Origin of the sequence: Stenotrophomonas testudinis (assembly GCF_024499815.1) — a bacterium.
Classification (GTDB): domain Bacteria; phylum Pseudomonadota; class Gammaproteobacteria; order Xanthomonadales; family Xanthomonadaceae; genus Stenotrophomonas.
Genome location: NZ_JAMOKY010000037.1, coordinates 15,177 through 36,747 on the forward strand (window position 1 = coordinate 15,177; position 21,571 = coordinate 36,747).

16 protein-coding genes are annotated in these 21,571 nt (G+C 61.0%); 10 read left to right on the forward strand and 6 right to left on the reverse strand.

Annotation, left to right across the window (positions count from 1 at the left end):
• Window positions 1-287: 287 nt before the first annotated feature.
• The 4 genes from NQ204_RS16185 to NQ204_RS16200 all read right to left on the reverse strand — a co-directional run bounded on the left by NQ204_RS16185 (window position 288) and on the right by NQ204_RS16200 (window position 4,325).
• Window positions 288-1,166, reverse strand: coding sequence for a hypothetical protein (locus tag NQ204_RS16185; RefSeq protein ID WP_256644401.1), 879 nt, complete (start codon window positions 1,164-1,166; stop codon window positions 288-290).
• A 42-nt stretch (window positions 1,167-1,208) separates the two neighbouring features.
• A complete protein-coding gene (locus NQ204_RS16190) occupies window positions 1,209-1,700 on the reverse strand; it encodes a hypothetical protein (RefSeq protein WP_256644402.1) in 492 nt (163 codons plus the stop codon).
• Window positions 1,701-2,043: 343 nt separating this feature from the next.
• Window positions 2,044-3,306, reverse strand: a complete 1,263-nt coding sequence (locus NQ204_RS16195; RefSeq protein ID WP_256644403.1) for a hypothetical protein — start codon at window positions 3,304-3,306, stop codon at window positions 2,044-2,046.
• Window positions 3,307-3,713: 407 nt separating this feature from the next.
• Window positions 3,714-4,325 carry a recombinase family protein gene (locus NQ204_RS16200; protein WP_256644404.1) on the reverse strand — a complete coding sequence of 204 codons (612 nt, stop codon included), beginning with the start codon at window positions 4,323-4,325 and terminating at the stop codon, window positions 3,714-3,716.
• 859 nt (window positions 4,326-5,184) lie between these two features.
• Between NQ204_RS16200 and NQ204_RS16205 the strand changes: the two genes are divergently transcribed.
• The gene (locus NQ204_RS16205; RefSeq protein WP_256644405.1) at window positions 5,185-5,757 is read left to right on the forward strand and encodes a hypothetical protein; all 573 of its coding nucleotides are present in this window, start codon (window positions 5,185-5,187) and stop codon (window positions 5,755-5,757) included.
• A 312-nt stretch (window positions 5,758-6,069) separates the two neighbouring features.
• On the opposite strand, the gene NQ204_RS16210 is transcribed toward NQ204_RS16205, so the two are convergent.
• A complete protein-coding gene (locus NQ204_RS16210) occupies window positions 6,070-6,438 on the reverse strand; it encodes a hypothetical protein (protein ID WP_256644406.1) in 369 nt (122 codons plus the stop codon).
• Between the two features lie 221 nt (window positions 6,439-6,659).
• On the opposite strand from NQ204_RS16210, the gene NQ204_RS16215 reads away from it, so the two are divergent.
• Entirely contained in the window at window positions 6,660-7,109 is a 450-nt protein-coding gene (locus tag NQ204_RS16215; protein WP_256644407.1) for a hypothetical protein, read from the forward strand.
• Between the two features lie 389 nt (window positions 7,110-7,498).
• Here NQ204_RS16215 and NQ204_RS16220 read toward each other — a convergent pair whose 3' ends face one another.
• On the reverse strand, window positions 7,499-8,923 hold the full coding sequence (locus tag NQ204_RS16220) for a site-specific integrase (RefSeq protein ID WP_256644408.1): 1,425 nt from the start codon (window positions 8,921-8,923) through the stop codon (window positions 7,499-7,501).
• A gap of 518 nt (window positions 8,924-9,441) precedes the next feature.
• On the opposite strand from NQ204_RS16220, the gene NQ204_RS16225 reads away from it, so the two are divergent.
• The 8 genes from NQ204_RS16225 (at window position 9,442) to cyoA (ending at window position 21,571) form a co-directional block, all read left to right on the forward strand.
• Window positions 9,442-10,263 carry a hypothetical protein gene (locus tag NQ204_RS16225; protein WP_256644409.1) on the forward strand — a complete coding sequence of 274 codons (822 nt, stop codon included), beginning with the start codon at window positions 9,442-9,444 and terminating at the stop codon, window positions 10,261-10,263.
• A 189-nt stretch (window positions 10,264-10,452) separates the two neighbouring features.
• On the forward strand, window positions 10,453-15,528 hold the full coding sequence (locus NQ204_RS16230) for an RHS repeat protein (RefSeq protein WP_256644410.1): 5,076 nt from the start codon (window positions 10,453-10,455) through the stop codon (window positions 15,526-15,528).
• Between the two features lie 14 nt (window positions 15,529-15,542).
• Window positions 15,543-16,433: an RHS repeat-associated core domain-containing protein gene (locus NQ204_RS16235; protein ID WP_256644411.1), complete on the forward strand. Its 891-nt coding sequence runs from the start codon at window positions 15,543-15,545 to the stop codon at window positions 16,431-16,433.
• Between the two features lie 8 nt (window positions 16,434-16,441).
• Window positions 16,442-16,777 (forward strand): immunity 53 family protein, encoded by a 336-nt coding sequence (locus tag NQ204_RS16240; RefSeq protein ID WP_256644412.1) that lies wholly within the window; start codon window positions 16,442-16,444, stop codon window positions 16,775-16,777.
• 141 nt (window positions 16,778-16,918) lie between these two features.
• Window positions 16,919-18,103, forward strand: a complete 1,185-nt coding sequence (locus NQ204_RS16245; RefSeq protein WP_256644413.1) for a site-specific integrase — start codon at window positions 16,919-16,921, stop codon at window positions 18,101-18,103.
• Between the two features lie 490 nt (window positions 18,104-18,593).
• A complete protein-coding gene (locus NQ204_RS16250) occupies window positions 18,594-18,950 on the forward strand; it encodes a hypothetical protein (protein WP_256644414.1) in 357 nt (118 codons plus the stop codon).
• Window positions 18,951-18,998: 48 nt separating this feature from the next.
• Window positions 18,999-20,249 (forward strand): hypothetical protein, encoded by a 1,251-nt coding sequence (locus tag NQ204_RS16255; RefSeq protein ID WP_256644415.1) that lies wholly within the window; start codon window positions 18,999-19,001, stop codon window positions 20,247-20,249.
• A 278-nt stretch (window positions 20,250-20,527) separates the two neighbouring features.
• Entirely contained in the window at window positions 20,528-21,571 is a 1,044-nt protein-coding gene (cyoA, locus tag NQ204_RS16260; RefSeq protein ID WP_116863973.1) for a ubiquinol oxidase subunit II, read from the forward strand.

Here is a 21,571-nt window from a genome sequence, read left to right on the forward strand (position 1 = left end):
GTCGCCTGCGATGCGTATAGGCGGCTGGTAGTCGGCCTCGGGCGGGGCTGGAAGTAGACGGAAGGTCACAGCCGCGTGGTCTCGCTCTTAGCGGGGCGGAACCCTCTGCGGAGACGGTGGGGCGCTGTGGGGGCAGATGTCCCTGCGCGCGTCTGCGCAGGTGGAGGGTCAGTGTTCGTCGCTTTCCGGCTCTGGCTCATACCGGCTCGGCTCTAGGTCACAGGCTGGACATAGCTGGAACAGGCCGCAGGTGCAGAACGAACGGAACGCGGAGGCCTTAGTCGGGGTCATGGTGCTGGCTCGAACGTGGGGAGGCCGTGGGCGTCGTGGCCCACTGGCTCGGGGTTGATGAAAGGCGCTGAAGGTGCAGCGGCAGGTGCAATGGCGGGAGACCGTGGGCTGTGGCGCATGCCGGGCGTCGGGGTGCGGACCGCCTGCACAATGCTGGCCCGCAGTTCGCGGGGCTGCGACGGATCAGCCGGCATTGGCTTGAACAGTTTGCACAGGTGGTCTCCTCGGGCCTCTTCGTACCGGTAAAGGCATCGTTTCCAGAGGCGATGCAAGAACCCGAACGCGTTGCGGTCCACGATTACGTCACCAATCTGGAAGCACACCCGGCCCGGTAGCGGAATCTCCTGGGACCTCTTGCTGGTGCGCCGCGCGCGCCTCGGCGGTGCAGTAGCGCGTAGCACTTGATTGCCCATCGCGGCGCGCAGGTTGTCGGGTGTCAGTTCGCCTTTGCCAAGGTCCGGGCGTCCGCCGAACGTCTCCGTCTGAAGTGCAATGACGGTCATCACCCGCACGGCCATTTCGCGGCCCGTCGCATCGTCCTGCAGGAGCCGGTTGAACTGCGCCTGCATGACACGATCAGAGGTGCGGATGCGGATCAGGTCGTGAAAGAACTGGAACGCCTTGGCGGCTTCCGGTTCCTGCTCCACGCCGATCATCATTGCCACTTCGATGATGGACCGGAACGGCTTCAGTTCGGCCCGTGTTGGCATCCTGCCGTTCGGCGAACGGGTGCGCGCATGGGTGGCCTTATGCTTCCAGCAGTAAAGGCTGAAGGCTCGCTTCAGCGGTGCGCCGCAGGCTTTGCAGCCCCTGTGTTGATCCTTCGGTGGCTTGGGGTGGAACTTGCCGGTTAGCGGGTTGCGAACGTTGCCCATGATGATGGCTCCTAAAATGAAGAAGCCACCGCAGGGGTGGCTTCAGGGGGTAGTGGGGTTGTCCTGGGGGACGGCTTCAGGCGGCACCGGCTGCAACTGCGGCGGCGCGGGCGTCCTCTTCGCGGCTTTGCGCTGACGGTGCTTAAACACCGCCATCGCGTAGTACATGTGGGCGCGCAGTTCGGCGCACCACTCGACCAGTCGGAGGTCGTTGCGGTCAGCGATCAACGCGAACTCGTGGCAAGCGCGCTCGGTCTCGTCGCTCAGGTAGTAGGTGCCGTCATCGTTGCGGGCGTCGAGGATGGCGAGACTCGACATAACTGCGCCACGGGCGGTGAGCAGGTAGCATTCAAGGTCGAAGGACATAATCCATCGCCATTGTTTGACGGTCAGGGGCAGGCGGCGCACGGCGCTTGCGTAGACCCCCGCCACGGAGCATTCACTATTGCCGATTGGCAGGACGTACTCAGGGACGCGGGGCGCGCGGGGCAAAGCTTGATTGTAGGCATCGGCGGTAAGGTCATCAGGTGACATAAAGCGCTCCGGGGTCGGTGTAGTAGGGGATACGCGAAGGCCACCGCGAGTGAGTCCACAGCTCTACCTCCGGTATCCGACCGTACCGACCAAGGGTCCGGAGGAACTGAAGGTAGAGCCGTAGGCGCACTAGCGGTGGCCTTGTGGTGTACGCGAGGTGCGGCCTGGGTGCTACGTGGTTGGCCAGGTCGATGGATCAATCATTACTGGAACGGCGTAGGTGGAGCCTGAGGTGTACGTAGGGCTGTGCCTTCACCATAAGCCGTGGGATCGTGACAGACGCCCTCGGCTTTCCACTAGGCTGCTGCCCTTCACCATAAGCCGTGGGATCGTGACAGACGCGTCACCCATTCGCCGCCGCGCGCTTGGCCCTCTTCGCAGCTGCATCCCTCGCCTTGCGGGCTGTGGCCTGCTCGGGGGTCTCCTTCGACCGTCGGCGGGCGGTGCGGTCCCTTGCCATAGACCTGGCTTTGTCCATCCGCGCGGCCTTGGCAGCTTCCGGGTCCGCAGCTGCCGCTTCCCTACGCTTCGCCGTCCGGGCTTTGGTCAATGTCTTCTCAAACTTAGTTTGCGCAATATCGCTGGCCCGGCTGACATAGCCGATCATCGCGTCAATCATGGCCGGGGACATGCGGTCCGGGTCATCCGGCAAATCGAACATGTCAGACGTATCTGGTTCGTCGGGGGCCAACAGCGGCTCCGCCGTGACCGCAGCTACTAGCGCGTCGAAGCGGGCATCCCGTTCTTCAGGGGTCAGGGCGTCACGCTCGGCCTTTCGGGCTGCACGTTCGGCGTCCCAGCGTTCCCGCTCGCTGCGAATGCGCACGGTGATGCCGTCAGTGCCAAGCTCCGTGCGGCTCCAGTCGATGCGGGTATCATCTTCGCCCATACGGTAGGTGTGGTGGGTGCCTTCTATAACGTCGCCGTGATGGACCTCTACGTCCCCTGAGGCAATGGCTTCGATGATTTCGAGGTGCCGCCGCAGGCTGGCTTCATAGTGCTCTTGCCGCCTGGCGCGGGTGGTCTGAAAGAGGTTACGCGGGACGCTCCTGCGTAGGTCTCCGGATGCCTTGCGACCATGCTCCTGTGCCTCATAGCGGGCCAGCTGTAGCTCATGATCGGCCCATGCGTTCAGCACTTCCGGGCGCAGTTCGTATCGGGCCAATTCGGCATGAAGATGGGCGCTCTCCCATTCCTCTTGGACAGCGAGATGATCGGGACCGTTGGTAGGGAACGGCGGACACGGGACCATAACGCGAGGCGGGCGGTTCTTCGGGGTCAGGCCGGGGTGAGGGATGCGCGCGCCTTGGGTCCTGCGGTGTTCTGCGTGGTTACGTGAGGCGATCTTCAGGCACTCTTCGTGTAGCTCCGCAGGGAAAGGCGCGAGGGTGGCGGCAAGGCAGGCTTGTAGCTCGGCCTCAGTGTGTCCTGGCGGTAGCGTGGCGACTGCGGCCAACATTGCTTGAATGACGGGTTTGCGGGCCTCGACGCGGGAGACGACATTGGCCAAGAGTTCGGGGGGGGCGCGCTCGGCCAGACGGTTGGAACCGGCGAGGGCCCGCGCGCGGAGACTGACGTGGGCGGTGGGTGAGGCTGGGGTGGTCATGTGGTCGGTACTGGGGCTGTCGAGAGTGGCGCGCAGGCTGGCTCCACCAAAAGCGCGGATCGTGATAGACGCTTGGGCGGACGGCCGCATGAGGAACTTCGGCGAAAGTGGGGGTAGTCTTCCTATAGCCAACAACAATCGAAACGTCGGGGAACATGCAAGCAACGTGTGTGCGGCAGGAGGCGCCTGAGGTGTCGCTGTGCGGGCGAGAGAGTTGGCAAAACTTCGCCGAAACTGGGCGTTGATGTTCCGAAGGTCAGCCCGATTTAAACGTCTGCGAACAGGCAGTCAACGTGCTCTCCGCGGCGATGGGTTGAGTAGCGGAAAAGTGCCAGCGGTGAAAAATCCGCTACGGTTCCAGCTATACCCATCCAGGCGCGGAAGCGCCCCGCGAAGCGTGAGGCCGCCTACTTGGCCGCATCCGCCTCTTCCTTCAGTTCTCTTGCGATTCGCTGGGCCACGGACGTACCCACCCCGGCCTCCTTCGCCGCCTTCAGTTGCCCCATGCCGCCCCTCAGGAGCGACCTAACGCGTTCCTCGCGGAGCATATCGACGGGAGCGCGGCCAATCCGCTTACCCGCCTTACGCGCCCGTGCAATGCCCAGCTTGGTGCGTTCTACGTTCAAGGTGCGCTCGAACTGAGCAAACGAAAGAGTCATCTCCAGCGCCAGCCGGCCGACCGGGGTTCGGGTGTCCATGCCTAGCAGTTGAACCCACAGTGCAACGCCAGCGGCCTGAAGAATCTCAATGTTGGTCAAGGCGTCCAGAGTGCCGCGTCCGAGACGGTCAACGTGCCACACCGCCAGTACATCGAACTTGCGGCGTTGCGCATCCTTCAACATGGCATCGTAGCCGGGGCGCTTGTCGCGTCCCTTCGCACCTGAGATTGCCTCGTCCGTGTAGACCTGTACCACTGTCAGGCCGGATCGTTCGCCCCACTCCCGTAGGGTGTCTGTCTGATTCTCTACGGTCTGCTCGTCTTTCGAGACACGGGCATAGATTGCAAGGCGCTTCGTCATCGTCCTGGTCCCTCCCAATCAGGCCCGGTCACGTCCACGGTGACACCTCCGGGCGCCTCTCCTTGTGCCCTCGCCAGTGCGCGGTGCTGTGCTGCGGTGAACCCCATGTGTGCCTCAGTCTTGACAGGCAGAAATCCCGTCGAAGCGCATACCGTAACCGATCGGTTTGCGTATGCCAATCATGATGTTCGCAAGTGGTTGATTCCAGTGCGTGGAGCGCAGGACTTCGACGCGGGGTTTCCGTATGGGCGGGCGACAGGGCAACCGGATAACTAAGCTTGATTCGGGCTAGGTGTGCCCCTCGGGTCCCTGACGGGCGAAGGCTGCTCAGAGATTTGGCGGCAGCACAAGTCTTACCGCGCCGTCCTGCTGGTCGGATAATTGGTCATCGACTAGCCAGAGGTATGCCATGCGAGTTCTAGAAATTCTGTTCGGCGGGAACATGATTGAAGGCACCGTAAAGACTGTTCTATGGATCGCTGGGGCCTCAGTCCTCTTTGCGATCCTGACGGCCTGAAAAAGGCTTATCGCCAATCAGGGCGACGGCGAAACATAGGCAACGAGTTGCGCCCGCTGGGCGCACGTCGGCCCCCAGGCATGGCCTTAGGTGCCCTATACGTACCGCGCAAGATGCGCCATCTAGTGCATATCCCTTTCCGGTCAGTCACTTAGCAACGCAGTTTGACCCGAAAGTGCCGGATAGTACCGCTCAGGCTGCCTCGGCGAGCATACCCGACCTACCCGGATGCCTTAACGAAGGTGGGGCCAGGGGGTAACCGGCTGCGTCCGATCTATCGAGACCCCTTCAGATTTTTCTGCAAGAATGCGTCCGCACCCTGCCAAAGAGCACAAGCCCCGTATGGACACGGATACCACCTTCAAGGAACACCACTTCTTCGAACTTCAGCGAAGGGATTCGCTCACGAGCGCACTAAACCTCACGGTGGGCATCGTGACGCTTCTAGCAGGCGGAACAGTCGCGATGTGGAGGGGTGTCTCGGCTGACTGTTCCGTTGCAAACACGTTACTCGGTGCATGTCTCGTGCTAACCGGCGGAGGGCTTGTCGTCACCGTGTACTTCATGTGCCGATCAATCTTTGGATACGACTACCGTTACTTCCCCGACACCCGCTTGGTTGCCAAGTATCGGGCGGATTTCCTCAACTTTCATTTGCAGGAGAAGGACGTTCCGGAAGAAGAAGCGCGGCGGCGTGCGGCGGCCGAGTACCTCGAAAAGATCGAAGAGATTTACATGAACTGCGCTGGCGAGAATGGGGTCCACAATGATGAGCGCGCAGGATGGGCATACAAAGCCAATCGCGCGTTAGTAGTTTGCCTGACCCTATTTATTGCTTCCGGGACGGCCTACCTCTTCAATACTGTTGCAGCCACTGAAAAACCAGTCAAAGTAATTATCCAAAACCTGGAGTGATGATGAGTAACGACAAGCCATCTCCGCAGCCTGCCGCGCCTGCCAAGCAACCGGTGCAAAACACTAGGCCTGCGGACCTTGCAGGGCGCTATGCAAAGGACCACGCACTGCCTAAGAGGGACGGAAAATAGCGCCATTGCGACACCTCAGGTGTGCTTCGTGGGCACTGCGGGATTGGTGGAATTGGTGGGCGCAAGGGCTTTAGGTGCCGTCGCCTTTGGCGTAAGGGTTCGAGTCCCTTGTCCCGCACCACCTTAGGTGTACCTCAGGTGTACCTAAGGCTTCGTTGTAGGCCGTCCTTGTCCTAGTCAATCAACGATGACGGGAACGGGTAACGCTGACAGAGCCAGCCTGCCCACCGCGCCCGTCGAACCGCGCAGCCCAGCGGGCATCCTCAGCGGCCTTCAGGTGCTCCCTCTCGGCCTTCTCTGCGTCAACCCTCAGGCTTTCTCGGAACCACCGGACGCCGTGAGCCAGGGCGTCGATGCGGTCGTCATGCCGCAGGCACCCTCGGTCCTTCGTGATGCGCGTCAGCTGGTACATCAGGCTGTACTTCTGCTCCCGCTCGTCGCCCTTGCAGGCTTCGGCATCGGCCTTGACTGCCCTGGCATCCACGATCAGGCGGTGCTGATTCAGCAGCGGCTCCAGGTCATCAATGATCGTTGGCGACGTACTGCGCAATGGCGTACTGACGTTTGGTCGGCTCGGGTAGCTTCAGGTGCCGCCAGAGGACATACAGGAACACCCGGACGTCGTCGTGTATTCGACGCTCAGACTCACAGGTGATCCACTCAGGGAAGTTAATAGTCGGCAATTTTCAATCTCAAATGATTGACGTTGCCGCAAGCAGGATTTACCTTGTACGCGCGGTAAAATTGGCCCTCAATCCAAGAGGTCCAACTATGAGCTACACGCGCGACGATGTCTCCATGCTTTATAAGCTTGGAAGTGACATGTATGACAAGTACGCCTATTTCCTGCTCGCGGCAACAGGAGCGGCGATTGGGTTTGGGCTACAAAAACTAGACGGAGTACACCTAAGCGCCCATTCGGCGACAGGCGTGCTGGCTATAGTGCTTTGGGTTGTGAGCTTCTACTTAGGGCTTATGCGTATTGAGTCCGTATTAACCACTGTGCGAATGAACACGGACTTGGCACAGCTTGGAATGGGTACTCACCCCAAACAGCCACCCCCAACGGAACTTCAGGAGGCGATGAGGCGCCATAGCGCACGGATGGAAAAGCAGAACAGTAAGAACGTGCTGCTAATGACGTGGCAATTCCGAACCCTTGTGTCAGGAGTTGTGCTTTTCGTTGCTTGGCGTCTTATTCAAATGACCAACAACGTCTAGTGAGGGACGCCGGTGACGGTGCCCTCGACGCCAAGGTCCGGCAGGTGCGCGGCCAAGGCATCCTTGGCCGTCTGCGCGCGGACGAGTGAGTAAATGTAATTATCCTTTAGGGAGATCGTCGGACTGAGCCAGCAGCGCCTGGGGGGGGTGTAGTAGCAATATATTGGCATCCAGTGTCCCTCTCCCCTGAGAAGCCTAGCCTACGCTTTTGGCCGCTTTAGCCACCAGTCTTTATTGCCCCGGCCGGTCCGTCGGGCGCGCTCCATGGTCTCGGCTTCAAGTCTTTTCTCGGGTGACCTAGGGTCGGGCCCTAAGTTCAAGTGGTCGAACATTCTCGGTCGGGTAGGGCAGCGGTCTTCATGATCTTTTTTGGTAGCCATCCAGCTAACTTAAGCAGCATGGGACTCACTGGCTGAGACTGCGGGTAGAGCAAGAAATCCGTCCACCGCCGCGAAGATGACCCCTTCAACCGCAGCCCGGCACAGGTCCAAACTCAGCACTCGCGCATAGCTCGTCATGGTCACGCCCTCCCGCTCGTGACCTGCCACCTGCTGCACCACTTCCTTGGGAGCCCCGCCGTTGAGGGCGGATGTGATGAAGGTGGCGCGCAGCGCATGGAACACTAGGCGACGGTCGGTGATGCCGAGGGAGCGGATGCGTCGGCCCCAAGTCTTGCCGATGCCATGACCTCGCTTACGGTCCGGGCCGCCCGGCACTAGCCCAGGCAGCAGATAGCCATCAGGTGTGGCGTTCGCAAGCGCTGCGACGGTGGGGCCGATGGCCGGGTGAATCGGGACCATACGCACCGCCGCCTGTGATTTACCTTCGCGAACGTGTAGCACCTGGGCTGCAGGATCGTAATCGCTCACGGTGAGGTTGCAGACCTCGTTCAATCGCATTCCGGTGTAGAGCGCAAGCAGCGTGAGGGGAAGCAACAAGGGCTCCCGTCGGTCGTCTTTCAGGCCCCTAAGCACCACCAGCAGTTCGCCGTCGGTCCACGTCCTGCGTGCAGCCTCGACTCCTCGCTTCGACTTCTTGAGCGTCGCTTGCATCCGATCGAAGGGATTGGCGTCAATCTGGCCGCGAAGCATGGCCCACTGGAACCACACGCGGCAGGCGGAAACTTCCTTGGTCTTCGTCACCCTCGAGACGTCACGAGGCTGGATCACCTTGGCAACGAACTGCCCGGCAGCGATGCGGTTCACAGTGGCAATCTCGGTGCTACGCCCGATCCACTGCACGAACGCGCCGCATCGCTTCTCAACCTCAGCCAAAGACTGCGCTGTGAGGTCTCCTGAGCGCTCCTGCAGAAAGCTTTGTAGGCTGTCCGATACGGTGGTCCCCAGCTGGCCTCGTGCTGCCCTGTGCGCGCGCTGTAGGCCCTCGGCGTCGATCTGTGCGCCTGTGTGTTCTTGCTGCGCGACATACCGCTCCACGTCGCGCGATACTTGGGCTTCCACGTCGATGGCAGAGACCTCTCCCGACGCGCGCATGGAGTAGCTCTCCCGGGCCCGCTCCACGATCAATTCCGGCGACCACTGGTCGATGCCGTCCCTAATCAGTCGATGGGCCACCTCAGCGCGCCTTACGTAGACCTCGGGACCATGCTCAGTGTCTCCTTTGCCGATGGCGACCGCCCACGCCTTCCATCCCGCGATGATCGGTGCAGCTAGCGCCACGGCGTCAGCTAGGGAATTGGTGCCCAGTGCCTGCACCAGGTCATGCCTGCCTGCAATGCGTTGCACAGCGCGAGGAAGCACATAGCGAGCGGAGTAGCTGTTGCCACGGCGCTTGATGCCGGAGGGGAGGGACATTGTGGTGCGGGTACAAAGTGCGGGCACAAAGGGTACAGCTGAAAGCCTTGTGGCAGTAGCCTCAACGCTTTGCCGAACGTGCCTTAACGGCTCCTGTTTCCGGCACCAGTTGTATGAAGAGCCCCGGCCTTGGTCGGGGCTTTTTTGTGCTCTGGTAGCGCCGGGCCATGCCCGGCGGAATGCCGGCAACCCGTAGTGCCAGCCCATGGCTGGCAGCCCTCAATTTCCGATTCTTGCGACCAAATTACTAGTTCGGCTTCCCTGGCGCTTAGGAAATTGGGAGCATCAAGCGCTTGGCTGTGCAGCATGTTGCATGCTGTTGATTAGCTTTGGCCTGTCGCAACCCCCATGACCGGAATTTCCTGTTCAACTGCGTAAGGCTGTCGCGAGGCCGGGCTGTCACTGCCGAAAAAACGCGCGAAGGCTTGTTGAGAAGTCGGGTCTGACTAGCATATTCACGCGGTATTGATATTTGCCAACTTTGGCTGAATACTCCTGGCAACAATCAGGGGGCAGGGATGCGGATCGAGTCTTTGAAAGTCGGCATGTGGCCGTCTGCGCGTGTGTGCGCGGTCATTCTTGGGATCACATCGGGCTGGAGCGCCCATGCCCAGCAAGCGGTACAGCAGCCCTACCAGGAGTACGACAAGCAGGTGCGTTCCGCCGAGCAGGTGGGCGCGCTGACCTCCGACTTGTTTGGCGATGCAGTCAACGTCTACGACCAGTCGACATCGTTCCAGCAGACTGACATTGATCTTCGTGGGACCAATGCGCTGCCGGTAAGGCTGTCACGTAAGCTTTCTGTCCGTCCGATCCCGACAGGCGGCATGCCACCGCAGATCTATGGAGGGGCGGGTGACTGGAACGTCGATGTTCCATTCATTTCGGGGGTCTTCGATTCCCACTATGGCTGGATTTACGGGATGGGTGCGCGCAAGACCGCGCGTTGCACGGATACGTTTCATCCGTGGACTTCGCCTCCCCACAACATCAACAGCATCTGGTCCGGCTATACGGTCAACCTTCCTGGCGACAACGCGCGCACGTTGATCGGAATGCCGCCCTCCCAGTTCAAGCCGACGGGTGGGCAGAGCAACAACTGGACCACGAGTTCGCTGGACGCGATCTCCTGTACTGCCATGATTTCAGGCTATGAGGGTGAGGGGTTTGTTCTGCAGACTACGGAGGGGGTCAAGTACACCTTCAATATCGGAACAGTGCGCACAGTTGGCGAGATGGGTACAGACTCCTCGACCTCGCAGAGCCGGCCGCGGATCGAGGTCTATATCCTCGCCAGTCGTATCGAGGATCGTTTCGGCAATTGGGTCAACATTGCCTAAAACGGCAATGGGCATCCGACGTCTATCACTGCCAATGATGGACGATCCATTTCGCTGCAGTACTCCGGAAGCCAACTCGCAAGTGCAACGGCCAATGGGCGTACGTGGTCGTACGTCTACGCTGGAGCGACCTTGCAACGGGTGGTGCAACCCGACTCGGCGAGTTGGGAGTTTACCCATGTGCCAGACATGTACGTGGATTATGAGCAATGGACCGACGATCCGGGTCCTGGTTGTGGCGGTGTAGCGCCGCTGCGTCCCAAGACGTACTCACTGCAGATCAAGCACCCATCGGGAGCGGTAGGATCATTCCGTTTCGACCACGGCCGTTTCTATCGCGCCGGCGTACCCGTCATTCAATGCGTCGCGGAGACGCAGGGCGGCGCAACCGAGAGCGGCGGAACGATCACCCATACGCTCGGAACGCCGTACTACTTCGATGTGTTGTCTTTATCGGAGAAGACCATCAGCGGCCCTGGGATCGCTGTGTTGCGTTGGACATATGGAGACTCTGGTGAATATCAGGGCATGTGGGATGGCGTGCCGCCTTGTACAACCTGCACGCAGTCAAAGGTGGTGAGCATCACCCAGCCGGACGGCAGCAGGCTGGAAGAAACGTACGGGATCGTCTTTGGCCACAACGAAGGAAAGCTTCTGGGGCGGCGCACGGTGTCATCCTCCGGGGTGGTACTGGAGTCAGAGAAGCTGACCTATGTTTCCACCGCGCAGATGTCGTCCATGCCGTTTCCTGATCGGTACGGATCTCGCTGGGGTGGGAGTGATGACAGTTCGGTGACCATTCGCCCAATGCAGCAGCGGCAATTGACCCGGGATGACGTGACAATGACTTGGCAGGTCAGCTCGTTTGACGGGTATGGACGCCCGGCAAGCGTGACGCGTAGTAGCTCACAGGGAGCCAGTCGGACTGATACCACCAGTTACTACAACGACACCACCCTCTGGATCCTCGGCCAAGTTGCTTCGCAGACAAACAACAACTCAGGCTTGGTCGAAGCGCAGACGACGTACAACACCGCTGCGCTTCCGACCGAGCAGCGGCGCTTCGGTAAGCTGGTCCAGACGCTGACCTATCATGCCGATGGCAGCGTGGCCAGCGTTGCAGATGGGCGAGGCAATGCCACCGGTTTGAGCAACTGGAAGCGCGGAACGCCGCAGTTGATCAGCTTTGCCGACGGTACTTCGATGTCGGCTTCCGTTGATGACAATGGCTGGATCCGGTCGACCACCAACGAGGTGGGCTACCAGAGCACGTTCGACTACGATCCCATGGGGCGCCTTGTGCGCAAGACATTTGCCACGGGTGACTCAGTTGCGTGGAATCCCACGACCCAGGTGTTTGAGCGTGTCGATGCTGTGGAGCACGGGCTGGCGGCTGGCCATTGGCGGTTGACCACGAACACCGGTAATCGCAGCAAGGTGACCTGGTTCGATGCGATGTGGCGTCCGGCACTGATCCTTGAGCAGGATGGCGGCAGTGTCGGGTCAACTGCGCGCTATCAGCGCTTCAGCTACGATCATGCAGGCAGGACTACGTTCCAATCTTATCCGGCCGCGGGAAGCAATCCCACCGCCGGACAGTGGAGCGAATTCGATGCATTGCGTCGGCCTACGTCGACTTCGGTTGATAGCGAGCAGGGGCTGCTGACTACGATCACGGCTTACCTGTCCGGCATGCGCGTACGGACGACGGATCCGCGAGGGCAATCGACGACCGTCCAGCACCGGGTGTATGACTCGCCGATGTACGACATGCCCGTGGCCATAGAGCATCCGGGCGGTGCCTTCACCGATATCGCGCGCGATGTGTTCGGAAAGCCGACGTCCATCAAGCGTCGCAATGCAACCAGTGGTGTGTCGGTTACACGCTCCTACGTCTACAACCCCCAGCAGGAGCTCTGCAAGAGCGTGGAGCCCGAAACCGGGGCGACGGCGATGGGCTACGATGCCGCGGGCAACCTCGCTTGGTCCGCTGCGGGATTGACACAGATGGCACCCAACACGTGCGATGCAGCAGCGGCGCAGGCGTCCGGTCGTCGCGTTGATCGCACGTATGATGCCCGCAATCGCCTGAAGCAACTGTTCTTTGCCGATGGTAGCGGTGACCAGATATGGTCCTACAACAACGTGGGGCAGCCTACGCAGGTTGTGACCGCCAATCCGGACGGCAGGCAGGTCATCAATACCTTTGCCTACGCCAAACGCGGCTTGATCATCAACGAAACCCTTCAGCAGACCGGGATGGGCATCTGGTCGATGGGATATGGCTACGATGCCAATGGCGCAATGGCCAGTCTTCAGTACCCAAGTGGCCTGCAGGTGACGCTGTCGCCAAACGCCCTTGGCCAACCGACTCGGGTTGGTAGCTTCGCTACCGGCGTGGGCTACTACCCCAATGGCGCATTGCGCGCCTTTACCTACGGGAACGGTGTCACCCACAGCATGTCGCAGAACGCTCGCGGGCTGCCAGCCAGGGCGGTTGACTCCGGAGTGATCGATGTCAGCATTGCGTACGACAAGAATGGCAACGTCGCCAGCATTACCGATGCAATCGAGACGGCCAAGTCTCGGCAGATGCAGTACGACAGCTCGGATCGCTTGACGCAGGCAAACTCTGCTTCGTTTGGTGGGGACAAGATCTATCGGTTTACCTATGACGTTCTGGATAACCTGCGCAGCGCCAAGTTGGGGGGCATCAAGCAGCACAACTACTGGTACGACGCCCGTAACCGGATGACGACCGTCAACCAAGACGACGGTAATGCCATCATCGGGCTTGACTATGATGTGCAGGGCAACCTCGCCAAGAAGAATGGTGAAGGGTTCCGCTTTGATCTTGGCAATCGTCTGCGTGATGTGGGAGGGCGTGAGACATATGCATACGATGCCCATGGCCGCCGTGTGGGCAGCTATAACGCCGCGCAGGGAGACATTCTGTCTTTCTATGGCAACGACGGAGTCCTGCGCCGTCAACACAACAAGCGCACCGGAAAAGAAGTTGAGTATGTGAACCTCGGCGCCCATTTGATCGCACAAGTGGAGACGGGAGTGGTTCTGGCAACGCCCGTGATCTCCGCGCCGGCTACCGTGGCCACTGGCAACTACACGGTGAGCTGGAGTTCAATCGGAAACGCAAACCGGTATGAACTTCGTGTTTCTACCAGTTCGGGTAGCTCGTGGAGCAGTGCCTATGCGGGCAGTGCGCTGTCCTACGCCGTTGCAGGTGTTGAGAAAGGAACGCGTCATTACCAGGTCAGGGCGTGCCAAGGGAGCGGGTGCGGAAGCTGGAGCGCGTCCGTCCTTATCAGTTATGTCCCCATTCCCACAGCGACGCCCGCGCTGGCCATGCCGGCGGTTGGCCTCAATGGCAGTCATACCATCAACTGGTCGGCCATTGCAGACGCGTCCCGCTATGTCGTCGAGGAACAGCCTGAAGCCGCCGCATGGGGGGTTGTGCATGACGGAGCAGCACTTGCTGTGACGTTGCATGGCAGGACGGCCGGCAGCTACAGCTATCGTGCTCGCGCCTGCAACGTGTCCGGCTGTGGGCCGTACTCGGCTGCGCAGGCGATGACTGTGATCTACCCGACAGACACGGCACCGACAGTGACCGCCCCCGCCAGCAGCTATTCCGGGGCCTACACCGTAAGTTGGACATCAGTGGCGGGCAGCATCCGCTATGAGCCGCGGGAGCGCCTCGGAACCGCCGCGTGGACCAACCTCGCCAGCCTTGCCGGAACGGCTGTGCAGATCGCCGGGAAATCGACCGGCGTCTATGGGTACCAGGTACGCGCCTGCAATTCCGCAGGCTGCGGCCCTTGGTCAAACGTCGTGTCTACGTCAGTCCTACTGCCACCAAGCGCCGCTCCATCGATCACCCTTGCCAGTAGCAGCACGACGGGCTCGTTCCCTGTGACGTGGAGTGCAGTGGCTGGCGCTGTGGAGTATCGTTTGGAGGAGCGTCTCGGCAGCGGGGCGTGGCAGGGCGTGCAGGCAGAAGGGTCAACAGTACGGAATGTATCCGGCAAGGCCACTGGGACCTGGAGCTACCGTGTGCAAGCCTGCAATGCTGGCGGCTGCGGGCCGTGGTCGGCAGACAAGGGAATCGTTGTTCTGCTGGTGCCGGGTGCGCCAGCAGTTACTGTTCCTGCCACTAACAGTTCAGGCGCTTGGACGGTGAGTTGGTCATCCGTACCTACTGCGGCTTCCTACCAGTTGGATGAGCGGGTTGCCGGTGGTGCATGGGCCAACGTGTACGACGGTTCTGCAGTCAGCAAAGCTGTCAGCGGCAAAGCCAGCGGGACGTACGAGTATCGTGCCAAGGCCTGCAACGCCAGTGGTTGTGGCGGTTATTCCACATCGGTATCCACAGCAGTGACCCGGCCGCCGGGGGCTGCCCCGGTGCTGACGGTGCCCAGTTCCAGTGCGAATGGGGCGTTTACTGTCTCCTGGACCGCCGTTGGGGCGACTACAGAGTACCGGTTGGAAGAAGTTGTGTCCGGTGCTTGGTCGCAGATTCAGAGCGGGGCGGGTACCAGCCTTGGAATCAGTGGGCGGGGGAGCGGTAGTTACTCGTTCCGTGTCCGCGCCTGTAATGGCGGCGGCTGCAGTGGCTACTCCGGTACGGGGGTTGTTACGGTTCTGCTTCCCCCCCAAAGCGCGCCTTCCCTGAGCGCGCCGAGCTCCGCAGCCGGTGCTTACTCGGTCAATTGGTCCGCCGTCACCGGAGCGACACGTTACAGCCTGCAACAGAGTATCAACGGTGCTGCTTGGGCCGGTGCAGGCGATCATGCGGGTACGAGTACCTCATTCAATCCCGGGCCATCTGGCAGCTACGCCTATCGCGTCGCTGCATGCAACAGCAGCGGCTGTGGCGGCTGGTCTGCGACAAGGACCGTCAATGTAATACGAGCTCCGTCGGCTCCCGTGATTACCTATGCACATCACCACTATTACTACGCGGGGCCCCAGGACAGCGAATTTACTGCCTGCAATGTACGTTGGACTGCTTCTGCTGGAACGGAGCGCTATGAGCTGCACGCAGGCGATGGCACGACGGTGTATGGGCAGATGTACTCGGGGCCGCTCAATGACATTCAGGGGAGCGGCTACTCGATTCAGTACTGCGCAAATCCCTACGTCGTAAGGGCATGCAACGCGGCGGGCTGCTCTGGGTGGTCGGCACCATTCGTGCCTACGGTGGAGCGGGATCCGAAGCCGGAGAATCCGGGGGAGCCGCCTCTATGAACGGGGGAAATATCATGTCGAACCTGATCTCGCGTTTTACCTTTTGCTGGCTGTCGCTTCTTTGCATGGTTGCTTCTGCCAGTGCCCAGACGGTTACATACATCCATACTGACGCCCTGGGCTCGGTCGTGGCTGAGAGCGATGCCAACGGCAACGTGATCAAGCGCTATGACTACGAGCCCTATGGTGCCGTGGTGGGTGGTGAGGTCACGGATGGACCGGGATATACCGGACATGTGAGCGATGCGTCGACCGGGCTGAGCTACATGCAGCAGCGGTACATGGACCCGCAGTTGGGTGTGTTCCTGTCGGTGGATCCGGTGACGGCGTATGAGCAGCCTGTAGGGCAGTTCAACCGGTATCGGTATGCGAACGGGAATCCGTACAAATTCACAGATCCGGATGGGCGACAGAGTTGGAGTGACTTTCAGACCGGCTTTGAGAACGGAACACTCAACGCTTCCCGATACGAGCACGGATTTCCGCTTCATGCAAACTGGGCTGAGCAGGCTGGTTATGGCATTGGTGCCGGTATTGTCAAGGGCGGTCAGTCCCATGCTGGCGGTGTTCGAGTGCCGCCCCTGCGTATGCAGCCACCCCGGACTGGGACTGTTACAGTTGGCGCGCCATCTGGGCGGAACACAAACAAATTGCGACCGGACGCCAATGCACAGGGCGCACACTCTGTCCTAAAGCGTGGTGAGGATGGCAATATCAGCAATACTGCCACTTACCAGCCAAATCCGAACAATCCGTCAGGCTTCCAAGAGGTAAAACGTGTCGACGTAACCGGAAAGGCTCATGCCAATCCTGATGGATCCATCGTTGCCACACCTCATGTGAAAGAGGTAGGGCAAAAGGGGGTGCGTCCGGCGCTCCCAGAAGAGCTACCAAAGCGAAACTGAGATTATTTATGGGCACTGCGATTGCGCTTTTACAAAGTTGGTACTTGAATCACTGTGACGAAGATTGGGAGCATTCCTACGGTATCAAGATAGATACTTTGGATAACCCGGGGTGGATTCTCACTGTCGACCTGGTTGACACGGAGTTGAGTGAATATTCGCTGCCCAGGACGCGCATTGATCGTTCGGAAGTAGATTGGATTCAGTCCGAGATTTCGGACGGGCGCTATATCTCTTGCGGTGGAGCGCTAAACCTGGAGGAGATCGTACTTCAGTTTTTGAACTTCGCCGAGGGTCCCCGCGTCGACAGCCAGGATGCGCGAACCGACGGCGTAGGGCAGTAGGTTTTTCCGTTCAGTGATCCGAGCAAGTTTTCGCTCTAACGGCGAAGACATTCGACATCGCATGCGGACGATCCTTATCCAAACACCGTCTCGCATCCTGTCCTAAGTTGGCTCTACCGCCACTTACGGACAGTTTGCGCAATGTCATCCGCCCTCACCAAGCGCATCGTTCTCACAGCGGAGCCCCGGCAGCGCCCCTATGAGCTTAGGGGCGCTCAGGTTCGCGGCCTGATCCTGCGTGTGCAGCCATCAGGGCACAAGGCGTGGATCGTGACCTGGGCGCACGGTAAGCGTCGTACCTTAGGCTCGGTCGAACATCTGTCACTTGATCAGGCCCGCGACCAAGCCCGGCAAGCGGTCGCTGAATACGTTCAGTCCGGATTGCCGACACTCGCAAAGTCCAAGCCCACCAGTTGCACGCTTGAAACACTGCTCAATGACCACTTCGAACCTTGGGCGATAGCTGAGCTAAAGGGTGGTCGTCAGTACCCAGACCGCATCCGATCGGTGTTCCCGTGGCTGTTACGCCGTCAGATCATTGAGATTGACGTGCCCACTATGGAGCGATGGTGGCGCGGGCGTGTCACTGGCCCCGATGCAGTCACCAAGGCTACCGCAGCGCGCGACTTTGCTTGCCTGCGGTCTGCCTTGTCCCGGGCTGTTGAGTGGAAGCTGATCGAAACCAATCCCCTCTTGGGCATGCGTCAGCGATCAGCAGCTAGCCGCAAGGTGGTTCGGTTCCTGTCTCCGGACGAAGAAGCGATGCTCCGGGCCGCGCTCGCAGCGCGCGATCTAGCGGGGGTTGAGGGGAGGGCTAACGCGAATGCGACCCGGCGTAAGTACCGGCAAGTGGTTCTGCCTGATCTGCCGATGGACGGCTATGTCGATCACCTGACACCGGTGGTCCTTACAGCCATCAATACCGGCATGCGGCGGGGTGAACTGTTGTCGATGACATGGGCGGACATCAACTGGGAAGCCAAGATGCTGACCATTCAGGCCGAGAACGCCAAGTCCGGTAGGCAACGTCACATCCCGCTGAATGTCGAAGCTATGGAAGTCCTGCAGCGTTGGGCTAGACAAGCGGGCGAACGCCGTGCGGGCAAGGTCTTCGACGTGACGGACATCAAGAAGCGGTGGGGCAACCTCATAGCCGATGCCCGCATTGAAGAGTTCCGCTTCCATGATCTGCGCCATCATTTCGCATCACGCTTGGTGCGGCTTCGAACCAATGTGGCGCAGGGCGGGTGCGGGGCAGCTGTAGCTGGCGCCTGTCGCTTATTGCACGTCAATTCAGCTGGTTGCGTCACGATGCCCCGTCCCTAGCGGTTCCAGAACATCCAGTTGTCCACCTTCATGCAGATAGTTGGAAGCGGAAAGCGTCACGCGTCCTGCTGATTCCCGGTCCTTCGGCGCCACCCCATGTCGTGTACGCCCCCACATCAGCGCACTCGCGACTTTCCATGTCGCCTCTGCCACTCCCGCGCGCATGCAACACTGCCTCCCGCACGCTCGATGCGTCCGACCCTTTCGGATTTTTCTCATTGAATCGAACGTGCAGGCGTAAACAACATGGCGCGCCACCGAAAACGGGTGGCCGGGTGTGCAAACCCGAAGACGTTTAGTTTTTACGCTTGCCAGTCGGCACCGTCCTGAAGCGGTGCCGGCTGGCAATCCGTCGGCCTCTATGGCGGGCGGTGCGTGGGGATCTTCGGATCCACCGGTCTCAGCTAAACGTCCCGGTTTGCAACCCGCACCGTCCGCCACCCGCTTCCGCGCGGTGGCGCTGTTAAGTACAGCCACGGAAGCCGACGCCATGACCACCCGCAAGACTCCGCCGTTCCCCATCGATGACCCCATCAACGACGACGCCAACCCGGCCGACGAACTGAGCACCTTCCAGGGCTGCCTCCGGCGCATCCGCGATGGCGAAGGCTCCGATGGCATGCTCTGGCCGGAAGAGAATCTGTCCGAGGGCCGTCGCCAGTCCCTGGCGCGCATCGACCGTGCGGCCGTCGCCATCCTGACCGCGGTGGAGATGCTGCACGCGGCCAGTCGCTGCAAGTCGGTGGCCACGCCCAATCGCCATCTGGATGAAGGCGTGGTCGAGGGGCTGTTTTTCGCCTGCCGCGAACTGGCCGAACTGGTGTGCAGGGAAGTCAGGCCAAGCTGATACGCTTCGCCTGCACGCCGCGTCGCGCGGCCCCAGGGAGTGTGTGCCATGGCATCAGGGAATGTGTTGCGCCGGTCCATCCTCGCCGCAGCCTTCGTGGTTGCGGCCGCACTGCCTGCGCTGGCAGGGGCCGCGCCGGAGGCCGAGACCACCCGGTTCGTGCGGGAAACCCGGCAACTGGAAGTGTCTCCGCTGCAGCCCGGCGCGGATGAGATGCGCCGGTGGCTGTTCAACTGGGCGCTGGAAACCCCGGATTATCAGGTGATTATCTGCCCGGTCCTCGGGCTGCCCGAGACCGTGGATGAGGAAACCTCGATCGCGCCGGAAGTACTCGCGCAGCAGACCTTCGGAAACCTGGCGCACCAGATCACCGAAGGCAGCGACGGCGACGAGCTGGATCGGCAGTTGGCCGGCGTGGAAAGTGCGCTCAAGGCCTACGCGGTGTTCATGAAGGCTGATCCGTCGTTGAAGATCCCGGGCGTGGATCACTTGGCCGCGCTGAAGAAGGCCGGCACCCTGCGCGCGCATGTGGCGGCGATCCTTGACGAGAAGTGCGGCGCCGATGCGCCCCGGGAAACCCTGAGCCTGGACGCGGACGATGCAGGGCCGCCGGACCGCACGGTGTTCCTGGGCGATTTCCTGCGCGGCACCAGCGTGGTCTATCCGATGCAGGTGGGCCAGTGGCAGGCGGTAAATGAGCGCCGGTACGACGATGTGCTGGGTGGCGCTTCGGTCCGCTTCGAGCGGCCGGGCGACAAAACCGGCTGGATCGACCTGTACTTCTATCCCGCCGGCCTGCAGGAACCGGCCCAGCAGCGGGCGGCGGCCGAAGGCGAGCGCGAGGCATTGCTGGACGCGCGCAGGGAAAAGATGGCCAGCGAGCGCGACATGTCCCCGCTGCAATCCATGGCGGTGCCGGTCGCAAGTATCGGGCCCGGTGGGCCTGCACGGGTGGATGCGAACGTGCTGGACTTCCGTTACAGCCACGAAGGCACGGCCTACAGCTCGGTGATGGTCTTCGCGATCGACCGCCTGTACGCCATCAAGCTGCGCTACAGCGTGGAGGAGACCGCGGCCAGCCGCGAGCAGGCGCGCCGCGAGGCGGAAACCTTCTTCAGGACACTGCTGTCGGGCGTTGAGATCACCAGCTTCGGCAGTTGCGGCGGGGTGCCTGCGGAGGATCAGCTGCGGCTGCGCATGGGCTGCGTGGGCGTCGATCCGCTGCTGCCGGTAGTGGGCGAGGGCCAGCGCGAGCTGCGCTTCGAGTACCCCGCGCCCCGTGGCGCGGCGGGGCAGTAGGGGCGCCAGCCATCTGCATTCCTGAATGCGTTCATCATGCTTTGCCGATTCCGGCATCCGCGCGCTCTGCGTACCCGGTGCGACAACGTGTCGCAGCGATATCCGGCCACTTCCTGCGCTGGATCATTGTCAATGCCCTTCTTAAATGCTGCGTGACGGCCTAAAATTGAAAGGCTGACTCGACCCCACCTCACTGCCTGTCTCAACCGCAGGCGGGACCGGCTTTGGCCGGAGCGGGCAGGACGGGGAACGGCATTCCCTCGCAATTGGATCGACCGATGATTCCGTTGAAAACCCTTGGGCGCTGGTTGCGCCCGGGCCTGCTGCTGTCGTTGCTGGTGATGCTCACCGGTTGCGATGCCGTGGCCATCCTCAGTCCGAAGGGCCAGATTGGCCAGGATGAGAAGACCCTGCTGATCACGGCCACCGTGCTCATGCTGCTGGTCGTCATCCCGGTCATCATCATGACCCTGACCTTCGCGTGGAAGTATCGCGCCTCCAACACCAAGGCCCGCTACGAGCCGAAGTGGTCCCACTCGACGGCGATCGAGGTGGTGGTGTGGTCGATCCCGTGCATGATCGTGCTGGTCCTGGCGGTGCTGACCTGGCGGTCCTCGCACGCGCTTGACCCGTACAAGCCGCTGGAATCGGACGTCAAGCCGGTGACCATCGAGGCGATCTCGCTGGACTGGAAGTGGCTGTTCATCTATCCGGAAGAGAAGGTTGCGGTCGTCAACGAGATCAAGTTCCCGGTCAACACCCCGCTGAACTTCAAGATCACGTCCGACACGGTGATGAATGCGTTCTTCATCCCGCACCTGGGCAGCATGATCTATTCGATGGCGGCGATGGAGACCAAGCTCCACCTGATCGCCAACGAGACCGGTGAATTCCCGGGCATGTCCTCGCACTACAGCGGCCTGGGCTTTGCCAAGATGCATTTCACCGCCTATTCGGTCACCGATGCCGAATACCGCCAATGGCTGGACCAGGTCCGCGCCGGCAAGGAAACGCTGGACCAGGCCTCCTTCAAGGCCCTGGGCGAAGCGAAGAACTCCGAGTGGTACCCGGTGACCTACTACGGCACCGTGGAAGAAGGCCTGTTCGACTGGGTCCTCGCCAAGCACATGGGTGACAACAAGCACTACGGCATGAAGCATTCCCACGCGGGTGCCGCAGCCGCCGATGCGTCTACCCATGAAGCGCACGAGGGGCATGCCCCGACCGAGGCGCATGATTCCAAGGAATCCGGGAAGAACCTGGATGCCACTGACGCAGACGAACACGGTGGCCATGAAGGCCACATGGGTTCGGGAGAATGA

What these genes read in the sequence shown, in the direction of transcription:
- NQ204_RS16185 (WP_256644401.1), bottom strand. Translation starts at nt 1,166, where the DNA reads ATGGGCAACGTTCGCAACCCGCTAACCGGCAAGTTCCACCCCAAGCCA.
- NQ204_RS16190 (WP_256644402.1), bottom strand. Translation starts at nt 1,700, where the DNA reads ATGTCACCTGATGACCTTACCGCCGATGCCTACAATCAAGCTTTGCCC.
- NQ204_RS16195 (WP_256644403.1), bottom strand. Translation starts at nt 3,306, where the DNA reads ATGACCACCCCAGCCTCACCCACCGCCCACGTCAGTCTCCGCGCGCGG.
- NQ204_RS16200 (WP_256644404.1), bottom strand. Translation starts at nt 4,325, where the DNA reads ATGACGAAGCGCCTTGCAATCTATGCCCGTGTCTCGAAAGACGAGCAG.
- NQ204_RS16205 (WP_256644405.1), top strand. Translation starts at nt 5,185, where the DNA reads ATGGACACGGATACCACCTTCAAGGAACACCACTTCTTCGAACTTCAG.
- NQ204_RS16215 (WP_256644407.1), top strand. Translation starts at nt 6,660, where the DNA reads ATGAGCTACACGCGCGACGATGTCTCCATGCTTTATAAGCTTGGAAGT.
- NQ204_RS16220 (WP_256644408.1), bottom strand. Translation starts at nt 8,923, where the DNA reads ATGTCCCTCCCCTCCGGCATCAAGCGCCGTGGCAACAGCTACTCCGCT.
- NQ204_RS16225 (WP_256644409.1), top strand. Translation starts at nt 9,442, where the DNA reads ATGCGGATCGAGTCTTTGAAAGTCGGCATGTGGCCGTCTGCGCGTGTG.
- NQ204_RS16230 (WP_256644410.1), top strand. Translation starts at nt 10,453, where the DNA reads ATGTACGTGGATTATGAGCAATGGACCGACGATCCGGGTCCTGGTTGT.
- NQ204_RS16235 (WP_256644411.1), top strand. Translation starts at nt 15,543, where the DNA reads ATGTCGAACCTGATCTCGCGTTTTACCTTTTGCTGGCTGTCGCTTCTT.
- NQ204_RS16240 (WP_256644412.1), top strand. Translation starts at nt 16,442, where the DNA reads ATGGGCACTGCGATTGCGCTTTTACAAAGTTGGTACTTGAATCACTGT.
- NQ204_RS16245 (WP_256644413.1), top strand. Translation starts at nt 16,919, where the DNA reads ATGTCATCCGCCCTCACCAAGCGCATCGTTCTCACAGCGGAGCCCCGG.
- NQ204_RS16250 (WP_256644414.1), top strand. Translation starts at nt 18,594, where the DNA reads ATGACCACCCGCAAGACTCCGCCGTTCCCCATCGATGACCCCATCAAC.
- NQ204_RS16255 (WP_256644415.1), top strand. Translation starts at nt 18,999, where the DNA reads ATGGCATCAGGGAATGTGTTGCGCCGGTCCATCCTCGCCGCAGCCTTC.
- cyoA (WP_116863973.1), top strand. Translation starts at nt 20,528, where the DNA reads ATGATTCCGTTGAAAACCCTTGGGCGCTGGTTGCGCCCGGGCCTGCTG.